16 protein-coding genes are annotated in these 14,838 nt (G+C 50.2%); 12 read left to right on the top strand and 4 right to left on the bottom strand.

The window, feature by feature from the left end; translation table 11 throughout:
• Positions 1–98: 98 nt before the first annotated feature.
• Positions 99–485 carry a Co2+/Mg2+ efflux protein ApaG gene (gene apaG / locus EPD17_RS18915; RefSeq protein WP_114235340.1) on the top strand — a complete coding sequence of 129 codons (387 nt, stop codon included), beginning with the start codon at positions 99–101 and terminating at the stop codon, positions 483–485.
• A gap of 611 nt (positions 486–1,096) precedes the next feature.
• Here apaG and gldB read toward each other — a convergent pair.
• On the bottom strand, positions 1,097–2,098 hold the full coding sequence (gene gldB, locus EPD17_RS18910; RefSeq protein WP_132056033.1) for a gliding motility lipoprotein GldB: 1,002 nt from the start codon (positions 2,096–2,098) through the stop codon (positions 1,097–1,099).
• A gap of 190 nt (positions 2,099–2,288) precedes the next feature.
• Between gldB and EPD17_RS18905 the strand changes: the two genes are divergently transcribed.
• From EPD17_RS18905 to rsgA, 7 genes are all read left to right on the top strand, one after another.
• Positions 2,289–3,989, top strand: a complete 1,701-nt coding sequence (locus EPD17_RS18905; RefSeq protein ID WP_132056032.1) for an NAD+ synthase — start codon at positions 2,289–2,291, stop codon at positions 3,987–3,989.
• Positions 3,990–4,172: 183 nt separating this feature from the next.
• The gene (locus tag EPD17_RS18900; RefSeq protein ID WP_114235343.1) at positions 4,173–5,174 is read left to right on the top strand and encodes an AAA family ATPase; all 1,002 of its coding nucleotides are present in this window, start codon (positions 4,173–4,175) and stop codon (positions 5,172–5,174) included.
• A gap of 65 nt (positions 5,175–5,239) precedes the next feature.
• The gene (locus EPD17_RS18895) at positions 5,240–5,605 is read left to right on the top strand and encodes a four helix bundle protein (protein WP_132056031.1); all 366 of its coding nucleotides are present in this window, start codon (positions 5,240–5,242) and stop codon (positions 5,603–5,605) included.
• Positions 5,606–5,649: 44 nt separating this feature from the next.
• Positions 5,650–6,522, top strand: a complete 873-nt coding sequence (locus tag EPD17_RS18890; RefSeq protein ID WP_132056030.1) for a DUF58 domain-containing protein — start codon at positions 5,650–5,652, stop codon at positions 6,520–6,522.
• Positions 6,519–7,451 carry a BatD family protein gene (locus EPD17_RS18885; RefSeq protein WP_132056029.1) on the top strand — a complete coding sequence of 311 codons (933 nt, stop codon included), beginning with the start codon at positions 6,519–6,521 and terminating at the stop codon, positions 7,449–7,451. Before EPD17_RS18890 ends, EPD17_RS18885 begins: the two co-directional genes overlap by 4 nt.
• A complete protein-coding gene (locus EPD17_RS18880; protein ID WP_132056028.1) occupies positions 7,448–8,452 on the top strand; it encodes a VWA domain-containing protein in 1,005 nt (334 codons plus the stop codon). Before EPD17_RS18885 ends, EPD17_RS18880 begins: the two co-directional genes overlap by 4 nt.
• Complete coding sequence (gene rsgA / locus EPD17_RS18875; RefSeq protein WP_132056027.1) at positions 8,452–9,387, top strand: ribosome small subunit-dependent GTPase A; 936 nt, start codon at positions 8,452–8,454, stop codon at positions 9,385–9,387. The genes EPD17_RS18880 and rsgA overlap by 1 nt, the downstream gene beginning before the upstream one ends.
• A 494-nt stretch (positions 9,388–9,881) precedes the next feature.
• Here rsgA and EPD17_RS18870 read toward each other — a convergent pair whose 3' ends face one another.
• The 3 genes from EPD17_RS18870 to EPD17_RS18865 all read right to left on the bottom strand — a co-directional run bounded on the left by EPD17_RS18870 (position 9,882) and on the right by EPD17_RS18865 (position 11,124).
• Positions 9,882–10,214, bottom strand: coding sequence for a hypothetical protein (locus tag EPD17_RS18870; RefSeq protein WP_114235349.1), 333 nt, complete (start codon positions 10,212–10,214; stop codon positions 9,882–9,884).
• A gap of 60 nt (positions 10,215–10,274) precedes the next feature.
• Entirely contained in the window at positions 10,275–10,436 is a 162-nt protein-coding gene (locus tag EPD17_RS20070; RefSeq protein ID WP_155523206.1) for a hypothetical protein, read from the bottom strand.
• Between the two features lie 100 nt (positions 10,437–10,536).
• On the bottom strand, positions 10,537–11,124 hold the full coding sequence (locus tag EPD17_RS18865; RefSeq protein WP_240040677.1) for a gamma carbonic anhydrase family protein: 588 nt from the start codon (positions 11,122–11,124) through the stop codon (positions 10,537–10,539).
• Between the two features lie 77 nt (positions 11,125–11,201).
• Here EPD17_RS18865 and EPD17_RS18860 point away from each other — a divergent pair, with 77 nt between their 5' ends.
• The 4 genes from EPD17_RS18860 to EPD17_RS18845 all read left to right on the top strand — a co-directional run bounded on the left by EPD17_RS18860 (position 11,202) and on the right by EPD17_RS18845 (position 14,787).
• The gene (locus EPD17_RS18860) at positions 11,202–12,380 is read left to right on the top strand and encodes an aspartate aminotransferase family protein (RefSeq protein WP_132056026.1); all 1,179 of its coding nucleotides are present in this window, start codon (positions 11,202–11,204) and stop codon (positions 12,378–12,380) included.
• Positions 12,381–12,602: 222 nt separating this feature from the next.
• Complete coding sequence (locus EPD17_RS18855) at positions 12,603–12,818, top strand: hypothetical protein (protein WP_114235351.1); 216 nt, start codon at positions 12,603–12,605, stop codon at positions 12,816–12,818.
• A gap of 44 nt (positions 12,819–12,862) precedes the next feature.
• The gene (gene creD, locus EPD17_RS18850; protein ID WP_132056025.1) at positions 12,863–14,242 is read left to right on the top strand and encodes a cell envelope integrity protein CreD; all 1,380 of its coding nucleotides are present in this window, start codon (positions 12,863–12,865) and stop codon (positions 14,240–14,242) included.
• 170 nt (positions 14,243–14,412) lie between these two features.
• Positions 14,413–14,787, top strand: coding sequence for a diacylglycerol kinase family protein (locus EPD17_RS18845; RefSeq protein ID WP_132056024.1), 375 nt, complete (start codon positions 14,413–14,415; stop codon positions 14,785–14,787).
• Positions 14,788–14,838 lie beyond the last annotated feature (51 nt).

Genomic DNA, 14,838 nt, shown 5'->3' with positions numbered 1-14,838 from the left:
TTTTTGCTTAACAAAAATAGGTTGGATGTGGATGTGACCATAAAATGAAAACCCTTTTCTACAGACAACCCCATTAATTTTACCCAAAAGCGTGTGCTATGATATCCAAGATTTCGGAAGGTGTTGAGGTAAGCGTGGAGACTTTTTACCAGCAGGATTATTCCAACCCGCTACTGTCGGAGTATATGTTTGCGTACCGCATCACCATTGAAAACCACAACCGTTTTCCGGTGAAGCTGCACAGCCGCCGCTGGCATATTTTCGACTCCAACGGCGAGTACCGCGAAGTGGAAGGCGAAGGCGTAGTAGGCGTACAGCCCACCATCAGCAGCAACGAGCATTACCAGTATGTGAGCGGCTGCAACCTGAAATCGGAAATGGGCAGGATGCACGGCAGCTACGTAATGGAAAATCTGGAAACCAAAGAGGTGTTTGAAGTAAAAATTCCGCCTTTTGAAATGGTGACGCCGTTCAAGTATAACTAAAGTTCTGACCCTAAAGGGCTACTGTAGCCTGAATGGGGTTTGATTTATATAACGCTTTCCTGTGCTTTGGGCCACAAGGACCTGACGGTCTTTGTGGCTTTTTTGTGCTTTGCACTTTAGCAGCGTTTTCGATTTGTCATGCTGAGCGCAGCGAAGCATCTGAGCATTAGAGCTTAAAGTATTGTTATAGAAAAGGTAGCCTTTTGTTAGTTCTATGGTCATACTGGTGCGGGCTCAGATCAACGCGCTGCGCTCAGGATGACAAGCAAAAAGCGTGATTGGTGGGCAAAGAGCGTTGCAAACAAAGAGTATAATTTCAAGTTTGGTGTAGGCCATTTATTAAAGTCAGGGTTTGTCATGCCGAACTCGTTTCGGCATCTCCTTTTATTAGTAGGGTCTCCTAAAGCCCAAGGAGATGCCGAAACGAGTTCGGCATGACAGTCAATAAGCTTAAACGACTTATTACAGGTGCATCGGTAAAAGCCCTAAAGTGATACAACCGCACAAGTGTGCGACGCAAGTAAAGCCCAATCGAAGTACAATACCCGGCTACAAAAAAAGATTCCATCTCTTCAAGAGATGGAATCTTTAAATCATATACTGCGTTTTGCTTATTTAGGTTTGTACTTGGCGCCTTCAAAAATGGTCCTGGGGGCGGTTTCCAGCACTTGCTGCAGGGTGAGTTCCTTATTTTTTTGTGCAAAAGCTTGCACAATCTGCCACCCAAACCATTGCCCGATATTGCCCGGCGAAACTTCGGGCATGCCGCGGGTAAAAGGCGATTCGCCAATATAGGCCTGCACTACCGGCGGCTCGATGGAATACAGGTTTTCATTTTTAACAATATAACCCCAGGCATTGCCTTCGTTTTGCTCCAGCCAGTCCAGCTGTTTTTTGGTGTAGCCGGTTTTTAGCGTGTCGTGGGTATCGGGTAAAAAATGATCGAGCAGGTACCACTGTTTTCCTTTTTCAATCATTTGCTCCACCAGGGGTTTGCCGGTGCTCTGATCGGGGTACACATCATCAACCACTGCTTTCAGCGCATTGACGGGAATATATTCTTTATCGAAGCGGCGCGAAATATAAGTGGGGTACATCTGCTGCACTTCGGGGAGCTGGTAGCCGCCAAAGCTTTTGCCCGCAAACTGCTGGAGGCCCACGGCCAGGTACTCGTTGGTAAGTACCATACCCGGCGCATCCAGCGTGCCCACAAATGTGAGCAGTTTGGGCACCCGGTATTGCGGGTAATAATATTTTACAAAACGCATCCCGTCGGCAATGTCATCCCTGATGTTGTCGAAGTTTTTGTAGGTAGGCGCCAGCGAATCGGCGAGGCTGCTGTAGCTGCCCACAATTTGTTTGATGATGCCAATCGATGCAGGGTCCATGGGGTTGAGCTGCAAAATATCCTGCATGAACGTGGGGAAAAAATGCGGGTAGGCATTGCGTAGGTGGGCCAGGCTGCCGGCCACATCGTTGGTGTCTATTTTAAAAAAGTCCTGTTCAAACCGCTCCACCGGCATATTCACTTCGATGGTGGAAACATCGGGCTTGTTGCCGCCACCGGAACAGGCATATAAAAAAAGGAGCAAAAAGGGAATCAGATATTTCATGGTATTGCGCAAAACGAATGGGTGTGGTTTTTATTACGGAAATTAGCGGGGCAAACCTACGAAGTTTAACAAGTTGAAGGTTTAAAGTTTATGGTTGTAGATATGGGCACTATTGCTGCAACCTTGTTCAAAGCACTGTTTGACCAAACCTTCAACCTTAGACTTTAAACCTTAAACCTTACCGGAACAGATGAAGATCTTCATTGCACAGCAGAACTACCACATTGGCAATTTTGAACACAATACCCAAAAGATCATTGCAGCCATCGGCCGTGCAAAAGCGCAGGGCGCCGACCTGGTGCTTCTTTCAGAGTTATGCATTTGCGGGTATCCGCCCCGCGATTTTTTGGAGTTCAATGATTTTATCCGCCAGAGTTATGAAAGCATCGATGCCATAAAAGCGCATACACAAGGTATTGGCGTGCTGGTAGGCGCCCCTGCACATAACCCGCGTAAAGAAGGCAAGGACCTGTTCAATGCTGCTTTTCTTTTATACAATGGCGAAGTGGTGGGCGAAGTGCACAAAACGCTGTTGCCCACCTACGATGTGTTTGACGAGAACCGGTACTTTGAACCTGCCTTTAATTGGAACGTATTGGAGTTTAAGGGTAAAAAATTAGCCGTTACCATTTGCGAAGACATCTGGAACCTGGGTGACAACCCGCTGTACCGCCACTCACCGATGGAAGAACTAATTAAGCAGTCGCCGGATGTGATGCTCAACCTGTCCGCATCGCCATACAACTATGCGCAGGATGTGGTGCGCCGCAGCATTGTGGAGGCAACGGTGGCCCGTTACAATTTGCCCATGTTGTATTGCAATACGGTTGGCTCGCAAACCGAAATTGTATTCGATGGCGGCAGCTTGGTGTATGATGTGAATGGGCAACTGGTGCAGGAGCTGGCTTATTTTGCCGAAGATGAAACGATGGTAGACCTGGATGCACTGACAGTAAAAAAAGAAACGCCTGCAGTAGATCATAAATATTATTATGCAGCTGGTGAAGTTGGTAAAGAATTGCCTACACTGAAGTACCTCACCAACGAAAAAAATATTTCGGAAATATATGCTGCGTTGGTACTGGGCATCCGCGACTATTTTCAAAAGATGGGTTTCACCAAAGCTACGCTGGGTGCCAGTGGCGGTATTGACAGCGCGGTGGTGCAGGCATTGGCTGTAGAGGCATTGGGTAAAGAAGCGGTGCATGTGTTGCTGATGCCATCGGAGTTTTCTTCGGGGCACTCGGTATCGGATGCGGAGCGCCTGAGCCAAACGCTGGGCAACCGCTACGATATTGTACCCATCAGAGCGGTGTACGAACAGTTTATACAAACGTTGGAGCCGCTGTTTAAAGGCCTTCCCTTTAGCCTTGCCGAAGAAAACATACAGGCCCGCAGCCGCGGCAACCTGCTGATGGCGGTGGCCAATAAATTTGGATACATATTGCTCAACACTTCCAACAAAAGCGAACTGGCAGTAGGTTATGGCACGCTGTATGGCGATATGGCCGGCGGCCTTTCGGTGTTGGGCGACTTGTATAAAACGCAGGTGTATGCATTGGCCCGGTACATCAACCGAAACGAGGAAATTATTCCGGAACATATCTTAACCAAAGCACCTTCTGCCGAACTGCGGCCGGGGCAAAAGGACAGCGACAGCCTGCCGGAGTATGATGTGTTGGATCAAATTTTATATCAATATATCGAGCTGCGCCAAGGCCCCAGAGAGATCATTGCACAAGGCTTTGATGAAGCCCTTGTGGCCCGCACACTGCGCCTGGTAAATATGAATGAATACAAGCGTGCACAATTCTGTCCCATTATCCGCGTTAGCAGCAAGGCATTTGGTGTAGGCCGCAGGCTGCCGATTGTTGCGAAGTATTTGGGCTGAGAAATGTCGAACAGAAGAACAAGGAATGTTGAATGATGAAGGGAGGTAACAAATAATCAATAATTATTAATTAATAATTATTGATTATTGAAGTGAAACTAAACCTCTGGAAAATCATTCATTCAAATCCTTTTAAATCATACAAATCACTGGTTCATTATTTGCTAAAACAAGATTCAATATATGCTTAGAACTGCCGACGATATTCGTCAGCTCAACGACCGCATCAGCTATGCAGCCCGCTTCCTGGATACGCTTCGTGCCGAAGTGGGTAAGGTCATTGTGGGTCAGTCGTACATGCTCGATCGCCTGCTGATTGGTCTTTTATCGAACGGGCACGTGTTGTTGGAAGGGGTGCCGGGTTTGGCCAAAACGCTCACCATCCGGTCGCTATCCGAAGCGGTGCAGGCCAAGTTCAGCCGCATCCAGTTTACCCCCGACCTATTGCCCGCCGACGTGATCGGTACCATGATTTATAACCAGCAGCGCCACGAGTTTGTAGTGCGCCGCGGGCCCATCTTTGCCAACTTTGTACTGGCCGATGAAATCAACCGGGCACCGGCGAAAGTGCAAAGCGCCCTGCTCGAAGCGATGCAGGAGCGGCAGGTAACGCTGGGCGATACCACGCACAAACTGGACGAACCTTTCCTGGTATTGGCTACGCAAAACCCGCTGGAACAGGAAGGCACTTACCCGCTGCCCGAAGCACAGGTGGACCGCTTCATTATGAAAGTGGTGGTGGGTTATCCCACCAGAGCCGAGGAGCAACTCATTATCCGGCAAAATGTGCAGGGCTTGCGTCCACCCACCATTAACCCGGTTGTGTCGATGCAGGAGTTGATTACTGCGCGTAACCTTACCCGTGAGATCTACATGGATGAAAAAGTGGAGCAATACATTTTGGACATTGTATTTGCCACCCGCAACCCGGCCGAGTTCAAGTTGGATAAACTGAAAGGCGTGATCTCTTACGGCTCATCGCCGCGTGGCTCCATCAACCTGGCCATTGCTGCAAAAGCGGTTGCGTTCATCAATCGCCGCGGCTATGTAATTCCCGAAGATGTACGCACCATTTGCGCCGATGTGTTGCGCCACCGTATTGGCCTCACTTACGAAGCCGAAGCGGAGAACATCAACGCTGAAAATGTGATCGAGCAGATATTGGCGAAGGTGAATGTGCCGTAGGGAAGAGATGATGGATGATTGATGGTAGATGATGGTGTTTCTTCGAAAATGCAGTAACGTTTTACATGCGAAACTATCAACAATTGGAGGTGTGGAAGGTAGCAATGCAGCTTGTGCAAGAGGTTTATGCCGCAGCAAAGATTTTTCCTAAAGAAGAAATGTTTGCTTTGACTGCACAGATCAAAAGAGCCGCCATCTCAATTCCTTCAAATATTGCTGAAGGCATGGGCCGGCAATATAAAAAGGATACACTTCAATTTTTACACATTGCCCGGGGAAGTATTTACGAACTCGACACACAGTTAACCATTGCCTTGATGAATAACTTTTTACAACAAATGGATTTTGATCGGATGATTGTGAAATTAGATACGGTACTGAAACTATTAAACGGCCTGATCAATTATACCGAAAAGGCCGAATTAAAATAAGGTTCGTACCACACTATCATCCATCATCCACCATCTATCATCTCATGTTAACTACTTCCGAAATACTCCGCAAAGTCCGCGACCTGGAAATAAAAAGCAAGCACCTGGCTTCGGATCTTTTTTCCGGCGAGTACCACAGCGCATTCAAGGGCAAGGGCATGTCGTTTCGCGAAGTGCGGGAATATTATCCCGGCGATGATGTGCGGTTTATTGACTGGAACGTATCGGCACGATTCAACCATCCGTATTCCAAAGTATTTGAAGAAGAGCGGGAACTGACCGTGATGCTCCTCATCGATATCAGCGCATCGTCCTTGTTTGGAACAGTGGGTGCCACAAAGAAAAATTTAGCCACTGAAATTGCCGCGGTGCTTTCGTTTGCGGCAGTCAATAACGGCGACAAAGTGGGCGCCATTTTATACAGCAATAAAATTGAAAAATACATACCTGCAAAAAAAGGCAAGCAGCATGCGCTGTACATCATTCGCGAACTGCTGGGCACCGATGCAACCGGCAAAGGCACTGAAATGAAAACGGCCCTGCGCTATTTCAACAACACCAGCAGGCAAAAAAGCATTGCATTTATCCTGAGTGATTTTTTAGATGGTGGATATGAAGATGCGCTGCGTATTGCCGGCAGCCGCCACGACCTGATTGGACTGAAAATTTACGACCGGCTGGAGCAGCAACTGCCCGACCTGGGCCTGGTGCAGGTTGAAGACCTGGAAACAGGCAAGCGCCATTGGATTGATACCGGCAACCGCAGGGTTCGGCAGGCACAGGAAGGGGAGTTTTTTCGCGTTACTGCAGCTGCTACAGCGGCATTCAAAAAAGCCGGGTCAGATTTATTACACCTGCGCACCGACGAAGATTATATCAAAGTCCTGCGTCATTTTTTTATGAGCCGTAACCGATGAAATATTTTCGTTTATACATACTCGTTGGATGGCTGGCCGTTGCTGCAGCGGCGCAGGCGCAGGAGGTAAAACTTTCCGCCACCACCAGCCAGCAACGCATCCTCATCGGCGAACAATTGCAGCTTACCCTGCAAGCAACACTGCCGGCCAACCGCACCGTCGATTGGTTTCAGCTGGATACATTCCCGCATTTTGAAATTCTGTACCGCTCCGCTATCGATACGCAACGAACGGCCAACAACATTACCCTGGTGCAAAACATCCGCATCACCAGTTGGGATTCGGGGCGCTGGAGCATTCCGGCATTGTCTTTAAAAAGGTCCAACCGTACAAAGCCCATTACTATTGATGTGGGCTATTCGCCCATGGCCCCCGACCAGAAATACAACGAGGTAAAAGATGTGCTGGACGTACAACAGGGCAGCCGCACCACCTGGTATTGGTACTTGATTGGCGCTGGTTTGCTGCTGTTGCTGGTGTTCCTGCTTTTTCCCGGACGGAAGAAAAAAGGCGCCGAGGGCAAGCCTGCCGGCGAAACGGCTTACCGCGATGCACTGAAAAACCTCGATGCTTTGGAAAAGCGTGTATCATCGGCCGACAGCAAAATATTTTACACCGACCTCATCCAGGTGTTTCGCAACTATTTGGCGCTGCGCAAAGGTTTTTATTCGCTGTCCAAAACAACGGCCGACATCAGCACACAGTTGCCCCATTGGGGTTTTGGCGGCGAACGTGCCGCACAAATTGCCGATACGCTGCAACTCAGCGATGGTGTGAAGTTTGCCCGCTTTGAAGCATCGGCCGACGACCGCAAGGCATCGCTGAAAGCAGTGCGGGAAAGCATTGTATTTATGGAAAAAAGTGCCGCTGCAGCAGGCGCAGCACGGCCGGAGCCAACAAAGCCGGCCGGCCACACAACAACATCATGATTTACGAGTGGTTTCAAAAAATAGAATTCGCCAACATTTGGGTGCTGCCTTTTTTAGGCGCCCTGCCGGTCATTGCCTGGCTGCGCCATCGTATGCGGCGCGGGTTACAGGCCGCCATGCCGGTAAGCGCTGCGCAAATGTTTACCGTTAAAGGCGGCAAAACTGCAATGGCCGGTTTGCCTTTTTGGCTGCTGCTCCTGTCGCTGGGTTTTGTGATTCTTTCCATTGCCCGCCCACAGGTACGCAACGTTACCAGCCGGGCCCGTGGCGAGGGCATCGACATTGTGCTGTGCATGGATGTGAGCGGCTCCATGCTCTCCGCCGACTTTTATCCCAACCGCCTCGAGGTGGCTAAGGAAATGGCCATTTCGTTTGTAGAAAACCGCCCGGTAGACCAGATCGGCCTGGTGATATTTTCCGGTGAAAGTTTCACGCTGTATCCCGTTTCATCCGATCATACCTCGCTTATTGAACAGATCCGCGGTTTGCGCAGCGGCATGTTGCGTTATGGCACACTGATCGGCGAGGGACTGGCTACTGCGGTAGACCGGCTATCGCAAAGCAAATCGAAAAGCCAGGTGGTTGTTTTACTTACCGATGGTAAAGAACAACCGCCGGAAGACCGCATCATCGATCCGCTGACGGCACTCAATATTGCCCGAGCCGAAGGAGTGAAGGTGTACACCATCGGCATGATGGCCCGCGAAGGCGCCACCGTGGCCGAAAGGGGCGTGGGCAACGCGGCTGTTTCCACCGGCGGGCTCGACGAGGCTTTGCTGCGGCGCATTGCGGTGCAAACCGGCGGCGAATATTTCAGGGCGGTGGATAAGGAAAGTTTGCAGGAAGTTTATGCCCGCATTGACAAACTCGAAAAATCGGAGGTGGAAGTGCGAACCCGCACCCGGTTCGAGGAACAATTTCGCTGGCCCCTGGGCGCCGCCCTGCTGCTCTTGTTTTTAGCCATACTTTTGCGCTACACCTTTCTTAGAACATTTCCCTGATGGCAAAAGGCTTAGTGTATAAATCAACCGGTAGCTGGTATGTGCTCCAGGACGAAGCGGGCAGGTTTTGGAATGCCCGCATGAAAGGAGCCTTTAAGCTCGATGGCATTACCTCTACCAACCCGCTTGCCGTGGGCGACGAAGTGGATTTTGCACTGGAAAATGAAGGCGAAAGTTCGGTGATGATCACCCGCATCCACGACCGCCGCAATTACATCAACCGCCAATCGCCGCGGCACAAACACCAGCACCATATTGTTGCCGCCAATGTCGATCAATCCTTGCTGTTGGCTACCCTTCGCGATCCGCGAACGTCCACCGGTTTTATCGACCGCTTTCTGGTGGCCAGCGAAATGTATCATGTACCGGCGCTGGTTGTTTTTAATAAAATTGACCTCTACCGCGAAAAAGACTTGGCTTACCTTGAAGTGGTAAAAGCCGTGTATGAAGATGTTGGTTACACAGTGGTGGCCATCAGCCTGAAAACCGGTGCCGGTGTAGAAGAAGTGAATGCTTTGCTGCAGGGAAAAACGACGCTGATCTCAGGGCATAGTGGCGTGGGCAAATCGTCGTTCATCAATGCAGTAGTTCCTACCAGCACCATCAAAACCCGCGATGTAAGCGGCTGGAGCGGTAAAGGCCAGCACACAACGACCTTTGCCGAAATGTACGACCTGCCCGGTGGCGGCCGCATCATCGATACGCCGGGCATGCGGGAGTTTGGATTGGTGGAGGTGACACGCGAAGAACTTTCGGGCTATTTCCCGGAAATGCGCCAGCGCCTGAACGATTGCCAGTTCAACAATTGCCTGCACATCAACGAGCCGGGCTGCGCCATTAAGCAAGCCGTAATTGACGGTGAAATCGACGAAGACCGTTATGTGAGTTATTACAACATCCTGGAATCGTTGCCGGAGCAGAAGTGGAAAGGGTAGGGAATGTCGAACAGACGAACAAGGAACAGATGAATTTCGAAGTCGAGGGAGCATATCGAGCAAGGAACAAAGAATGTTGAACCGCAGATTGGAATGATGAATTAGAAATGATGAGTTATGAATTAGTGCAGTGGCTTGTGCAATGACGGATTCATTCATCCAAAAGACGGGAACTTTGGTAAAATAAAAATGTGGGCATAGCCCACATCTGTTGGTAGCAATAAATCAAATAATGAAATCATTTTGGGCGTAGCCCAAACCTGTGCTTCAAATCATTTTGCAAATAAACATCTCCCGCTGGCAGGGTTGATCTACGATCAACGGGAGCATTGGAAAAGATGGTGATTGGATTGCTACCAATTGGTTTGGGCTACGCCCAATAATAATGTTACTTGCAATATTTCACCGGAACACCCCAATAATTAATAATCCATAATTAATAATTCATCATTCACCTTCCTCATTCGTCTGTTCCTTGTTCCTCTGTTCGACATTCACTTACCTTTTCCTTCCAGGTCCAGGCCAATGAGCTTGCCTTCCAGCACCGATGCCAGTTCTTCCACTGCTTTATTTTCCTGGCGTTTGGCCTGCTGTTCGCGGGTGGGAAACAACATGATGCCATTGTAGATGCTGTACTGTAAAGTGAGCCGGTATTTACCCAAAGAAAAGTTCCAGTTGATGGCATCAAAATCATCTTCCTTATCGGTAAATGCTACCTGGAAAGAGTCGGTGAGGAGATCGGCAATCTGGTAAAAGCGGTGGAGCCCGCCCTGGGCGTCAATTACGGCTTCGGTGCGGCCCAAATCGGTTCTAAGGGTAAGGCTCATGGTGCAGGTGTTTAAATGTAAAGACAACGCAACAAGCGTTATAGTTGCACCATGCAATCGTTATGCCTTGAACTTTTTTACTTTTTTGGGCGGTTCGCTCAGCAGCTTTTCGGCGCCTACGTTGGTGCCGTTGGAGGGGCATCCGTATTTTGATTTAAATACGCTGCAGGATGACAGCACAAAGGCGGCAAAAGCGCCTAAAAGAAGATGCTTCAGTTTCATGAATGACGGAATTTGCTTAAAGAACGGAACTTTTTTCCGAAAAATTGCGCCGCAGCCCTGTTGGCTGGTTATTAGGATAAAATGAGCGGCCGCGGGTGCTTTATTTGCCCGCTTCATTGGCCTCCGAAAACCAGCCCGCATATTTAATGTAATTGTTGGCAATGCGGTTGATTTCGCCTTCCACTTTTTCGGGTTCGATGGTTTTTACTTTTTTGGCGGGCACGCCGGCATAGATCGAGCCGGCTTCGCAAACCGTGCCTTCCAGCACCACGGCGCCTGCTGCAATAATCGTGTTGGAATATACCACCGCCCCATCCATCACAATGGCGCCCATGCCAATCAGCACATTGTCGTGCACGGTGCAGCCGTGCACAATGGCGTTGTGCCCAATGGAAACATTATTGCCCAAAACTGTTTGCGACCGGATGTATGTACAATGGATCACGGCGCCGTCCTGCACATTTACTTTATTGCCCATGCGGATGCTGTTTACATCGCCCCGCACCACGGCGTTGAACCACACGCTGCACTGGTCGCCCATAACCACATCGCCTACAATGGTGGCGTTGGGTGCTACAAAACATGCCTCGCCCCACTGCGGGCTTTTTCCTTCAACGGGTAAAATAAGTGCCATGGCGTAAAGGTAAGGAAGCGCACCGGCCACCATCAATCGCAAATCGTAATTCATAAATCGTGAATCGTCAATAGTGCACCGGCATACGGCCAATGACCGACGGACCGCCAGCCCTCCCTACCTTCGCACCCATGAATTTGCGGCAATTGTTTTTGCAACACGTGGCACAAACGTCTACGGCGCCACTGGCTATTGAGGTGGTAAAAGCCGAAGGCAGCACTCTTTGGGATGCCTCCGGCAAAACGTATATCGACCTGATCGGCGGCATCTCGGTGGCCAATGTAGGGCACCGCCACCCAGCCGTGGTGGAAGCCATCCGCCGCCAAACCGATGCTTACCTGCACGTGATGGTATATGGCGAGTTTGTGCAAAGTCCGCAGGTGCAGTATGCGCATAAACTGACGGAGCACCTGCCCGCTTCACTCAACTCGGTTTATTTTACCAACTCCGGCGCCGAGGCGGTAGAAGGTGCTATGAAACTAGCCAAGCGGGCCACCGGCCGTACCGAAATTGTTGCTTTTAATTATTCCTACCATGGCTCCACACAAGGGGCGCTCAGCATCATTGGCGATGAATACTGGCGTAATGCCTACCGTCCCCTGCTGCCCGGTGTGCACCATTGCCGCTACAACGATTTTGAAATGCTGCAGCAAATTGGGCCGCAAACCGCCTGTGTTATTGCCGAAACTGTGCAGGCCGAAGCCGGTGTAAAGGCGCCGTCAAGGGAGTGGATGCAGGCACTGCGCCAGCGCTGCACCGAAACGGGCACGCTGCTGGTGCTCGACGAAATCCAGGCAGGCTTTGGCCGTACCGGCAAACTCTGGGGGTTTGAGCATTTCGGTATTGTGCCCGATATTTTGCTGTTTGGAAAAGCCTTGGGTGGCGGCTTGCCGCTGGGCGCTTTTGTAGCCGATAAAGCCCTGATGCAACACCTGGCCGATAACCCCGTGCTGGGACATATCACCACTTTTGGCGGGCACCCGCTGTGTTGTGCTGCCGGCCTGGCGGCGTTTGAAGCCTTGCTTGCCGAAAATATTGTTGCCACTGTTGCCGAAAAAGAAGCCCTGCTGCGCCGGCTGCTGGTGCATCCGCAAATTAAGGCCCTGCACCTTTTTGGTTTGTGGGCCGCGGTGGAGTTCGAGGATTTTGCCACCTGTAAAAAAATCATTGATGCCGCCATTGAGCGGGGACTGATCACCGACTGGTTTCTTTTTGCATCCAATTGCCTGCGCATTTCGCCACCGCTCACCACTACGATAGAAGAACTTGAGCGTGCCTGCGCCATTATCTTGGAATGCATCGACCTGTAGTTGACCCCTTGCATTTTTTGGGAAAGGCAAAAATAATTTCCATTTGCTTTGAAATGCAAAGTACTTTTTACATAGATTTGCCCCATGATTGAATTTGCATCTTTTAACACCAGCTTAAGCGCTGTTTGTATCGCCCAGTATTGCGGGTAGTCGCAACAATATCTTTTTGCATCTGTACTTTGAAATGCAAAGAACTTTTTAATTAAAAATAAAACAAGCTTTATGAAAAGGGCACACCACCATAACGAAGAACCGCTGACCCTGCTGCTGGAACGAAATGCCCGGATGGGCGCAGCCTTACTGGTGCTGCTAGTGATGCTTGTCCTGCTCAACCTCCGTCCGGATCATCGCCACCAGGGCAGGCCTGCTTTAGGGCAATGGCTGGTGCTACCCATCCTGCTGGATATAGAAGACACATCCATTCATTGGTCCGAATAAGTTATCGCAACATTTTTTCCCAAACTGCTTAATCAAACAAACAAATGAACCTCCCCACCACCACCGAAAGAATTCCGCAAGACAACAGGATTTTAGTAAAAGGCGTCATCATTGGCCTGCTGGTACTGCTGTTGCTCATTCCTACTTTTTTTGTTACCGGCGTTATTGAAGAACGGGAAGACCGCCAGCGGCAAGCCGTACAGGAAGTAAGTGCCAAATGGGCTGGCCGGCAAAACCTTACCGGGCCTATGCTGGTGCTGCCTTTTATGCAAACGGTATCCACCGATTCGGCGGGCCGCACCAAAAAAGTAAAACAGCTGGCGTATTTCCTGCCCAGCGATCTGGCTGTGACTACCCGCATCCGGCCGCAGCAGCGGTCGCAGGGCATTTTTAAAGTAATGCTGTACGAATCGCAAAACGATCTTTCCGGCCGCTTCGATTCGCTGGATCTCGAACAGCTGAACATCAACCCCGCCGCTGTGCTGTGGCAGGAAGCTTTTGTGCAGTTTTCGCTGTCCGATCCCAAAGGACTGAACGAAGAACTGGCCATGCAATGGGGCGGCCGCTCCATCACGTTCAGCGCGGCAGGGCAGGATGCTACCGGCGGCAGCCGCATGGTGGCGCCGCTGAAGATTTCTGCTCTGTCCGATTTAAAGCAGGTCAGCTTTTCGGGCCGCATCCACCTCAACGGCTCCGAAAGCATGTACCTCACGCCGGTAGGGCGTTCCACCACTTTCACGGTGCAGTCAGCATGGCCGCACCCCAGTTTTACGGGCGCCATTTTGCCGCAGCAAACTGCAGTCAGCGATAGTGGTTTTTCGGCCACCTGGAAAAGCATGGCGCACAAGCGGTCTTTCCCGCAACAATGGGTGGGCAATGGTTTTAGCACCGAGGTGCCCACGCCCAACCCGCAGTTGGATGCAGTGGTTGCAGCCGCCGGCAGCGACGACAGCTACAACCTGGGCCGCGATGCATTTGGCGTGGACCTGTTTATACCGGTAAACGATTACCAGAAAACCATGCGGTCGATCAAGTACGCAGTGTTGTTTATTGTGCTTACGTTCACTGCTTTCTTTTTGGTGGAAACGGCACACAAGCGGTCGGTGCACCCGTTTCAATATGCGCTGATCGGTATCGCGCTGGTTTTGTTTTTCCTGCTGCTGTTATCGTTCTCCGAATACATCGGGTTCAACTGGGCTTATGCCATTGCGGCCTTGGCCACGGTTTCGTTGATTGCCTGGTTTATGCGCGGCTTGCTGGGCTCAGGAAAATTGTCAACGCTGCTCACCGTTGTATTGGTGCTCCTGTACAGTTATGTATTCACCATTTTGCAACTGCAGGATTATTCGCTCATCCTGGGCAGCATCGGGTTGTTCCTTTCACTGGCCATTGTAATGCGGTATTCCAGGAAGTTTCAGTGGTAAAGGCATTTAATATTTACGTTTTACGATTTTGGATTGACGATTGAATTCAGGAGCAAGTGCACTATTTTTCGGTGCATGATTTTAAGGGAAGCAACCCAATCATTCATCCTGATAGTTTGCAGCTCCAAAAACCTTTGATCGTACTTCCAAAATCGTCAATCGTAAATCTCATGTCCCAACCATTTTCCACACGCCAGCGACTGCGCAGTTTTGTATATGCTTTTGCCGGGCTGCGGGCCGTGTTGCGCACCGAGCACAACACCTGGATACACCTGGCTTTTACCATTATTGTGGTGGTGCTGGCGGCGTTGTTGCACATCAGCAAAGTGGAGTGGATGGTGCTGATCATTGTGTTTGCACAGGTATGGATAGCCGAAATTTTCAACACTGTTTTTGAAAAGCTGGCCGACCTCTACACCAAGGAGCAGCATCCGCAAATAAAGGTTATCAAGGACATGGCTGCCGGCGCCGTGTTGCTTTCCGCCATCGCTGCCTTCCTGGTGGGTTGCGTTATTTTTTTACCTAAAATATTTGCACTGCTGTAACCCAAATTTAGATTGGTGCTACGCAAAAAAAGAGACGCAACCAGTGCGTCT

Origin of the sequence: Pseudocnuella soli (genome assembly GCF_004347775.1) — a bacterium.
Lineage (GTDB): Bacteria > Bacteroidota > Bacteroidia > Chitinophagales > Chitinophagaceae > Flavisolibacter > Flavisolibacter aquaticus.
Note: the sequence above shows the minus strand (reverse complement) of the source record. Positions and strands in the feature narration are given on the sequence as shown.

What these genes read in the sequence shown, in the direction of transcription:
- apaG (WP_114235340.1), top strand. Translation starts at nt 99, where the DNA reads ATGATATCCAAGATTTCGGAAGGTGTTGAGGTAAGCGTGGAGACTTTT.
- gldB (WP_132056033.1), bottom strand. Translation starts at nt 2,098, where the DNA reads ATGAAATATCTGATTCCCTTTTTGCTCCTTTTTTTATATGCCTGTTCC.
- EPD17_RS18905 (WP_132056032.1), top strand. Translation starts at nt 2,289, where the DNA reads ATGAAGATCTTCATTGCACAGCAGAACTACCACATTGGCAATTTTGAA.
- EPD17_RS18900 (WP_114235343.1), top strand. Translation starts at nt 4,173, where the DNA reads ATGCTTAGAACTGCCGACGATATTCGTCAGCTCAACGACCGCATCAGC.
- EPD17_RS18895 (WP_132056031.1), top strand. Translation starts at nt 5,240, where the DNA reads ATGCGAAACTATCAACAATTGGAGGTGTGGAAGGTAGCAATGCAGCTT.
- EPD17_RS18890 (WP_132056030.1), top strand. Translation starts at nt 5,650, where the DNA reads ATGTTAACTACTTCCGAAATACTCCGCAAAGTCCGCGACCTGGAAATA.
- EPD17_RS18885 (WP_132056029.1), top strand. Translation starts at nt 6,519, where the DNA reads ATGAAATATTTTCGTTTATACATACTCGTTGGATGGCTGGCCGTTGCT.
- EPD17_RS18880 (WP_132056028.1), top strand. Translation starts at nt 7,448, where the DNA reads ATGATTTACGAGTGGTTTCAAAAAATAGAATTCGCCAACATTTGGGTG.
- rsgA (WP_132056027.1), top strand. Translation starts at nt 8,452, where the DNA reads ATGGCAAAAGGCTTAGTGTATAAATCAACCGGTAGCTGGTATGTGCTC.
- EPD17_RS18870 (WP_114235349.1), bottom strand. Translation starts at nt 10,214, where the DNA reads ATGAGCCTTACCCTTAGAACCGATTTGGGCCGCACCGAAGCCGTAATT.
- EPD17_RS20070 (WP_155523206.1), bottom strand. Translation starts at nt 10,436, where the DNA reads ATGAAACTGAAGCATCTTCTTTTAGGCGCTTTTGCCGCCTTTGTGCTG.
- EPD17_RS18865 (WP_240040677.1), bottom strand. Translation starts at nt 11,124, where the DNA reads ATGAATTACGATTTGCGATTGATGGTGGCCGGTGCGCTTCCTTACCTT.
- EPD17_RS18860 (WP_132056026.1), top strand. Translation starts at nt 11,202, where the DNA reads ATGAATTTGCGGCAATTGTTTTTGCAACACGTGGCACAAACGTCTACG.
- EPD17_RS18855 (WP_114235351.1), top strand. Translation starts at nt 12,603, where the DNA reads ATGAAAAGGGCACACCACCATAACGAAGAACCGCTGACCCTGCTGCTG.
- creD (WP_132056025.1), top strand. Translation starts at nt 12,863, where the DNA reads ATGAACCTCCCCACCACCACCGAAAGAATTCCGCAAGACAACAGGATT.
- EPD17_RS18845 (WP_132056024.1), top strand. Translation starts at nt 14,413, where the DNA reads ATGTCCCAACCATTTTCCACACGCCAGCGACTGCGCAGTTTTGTATAT.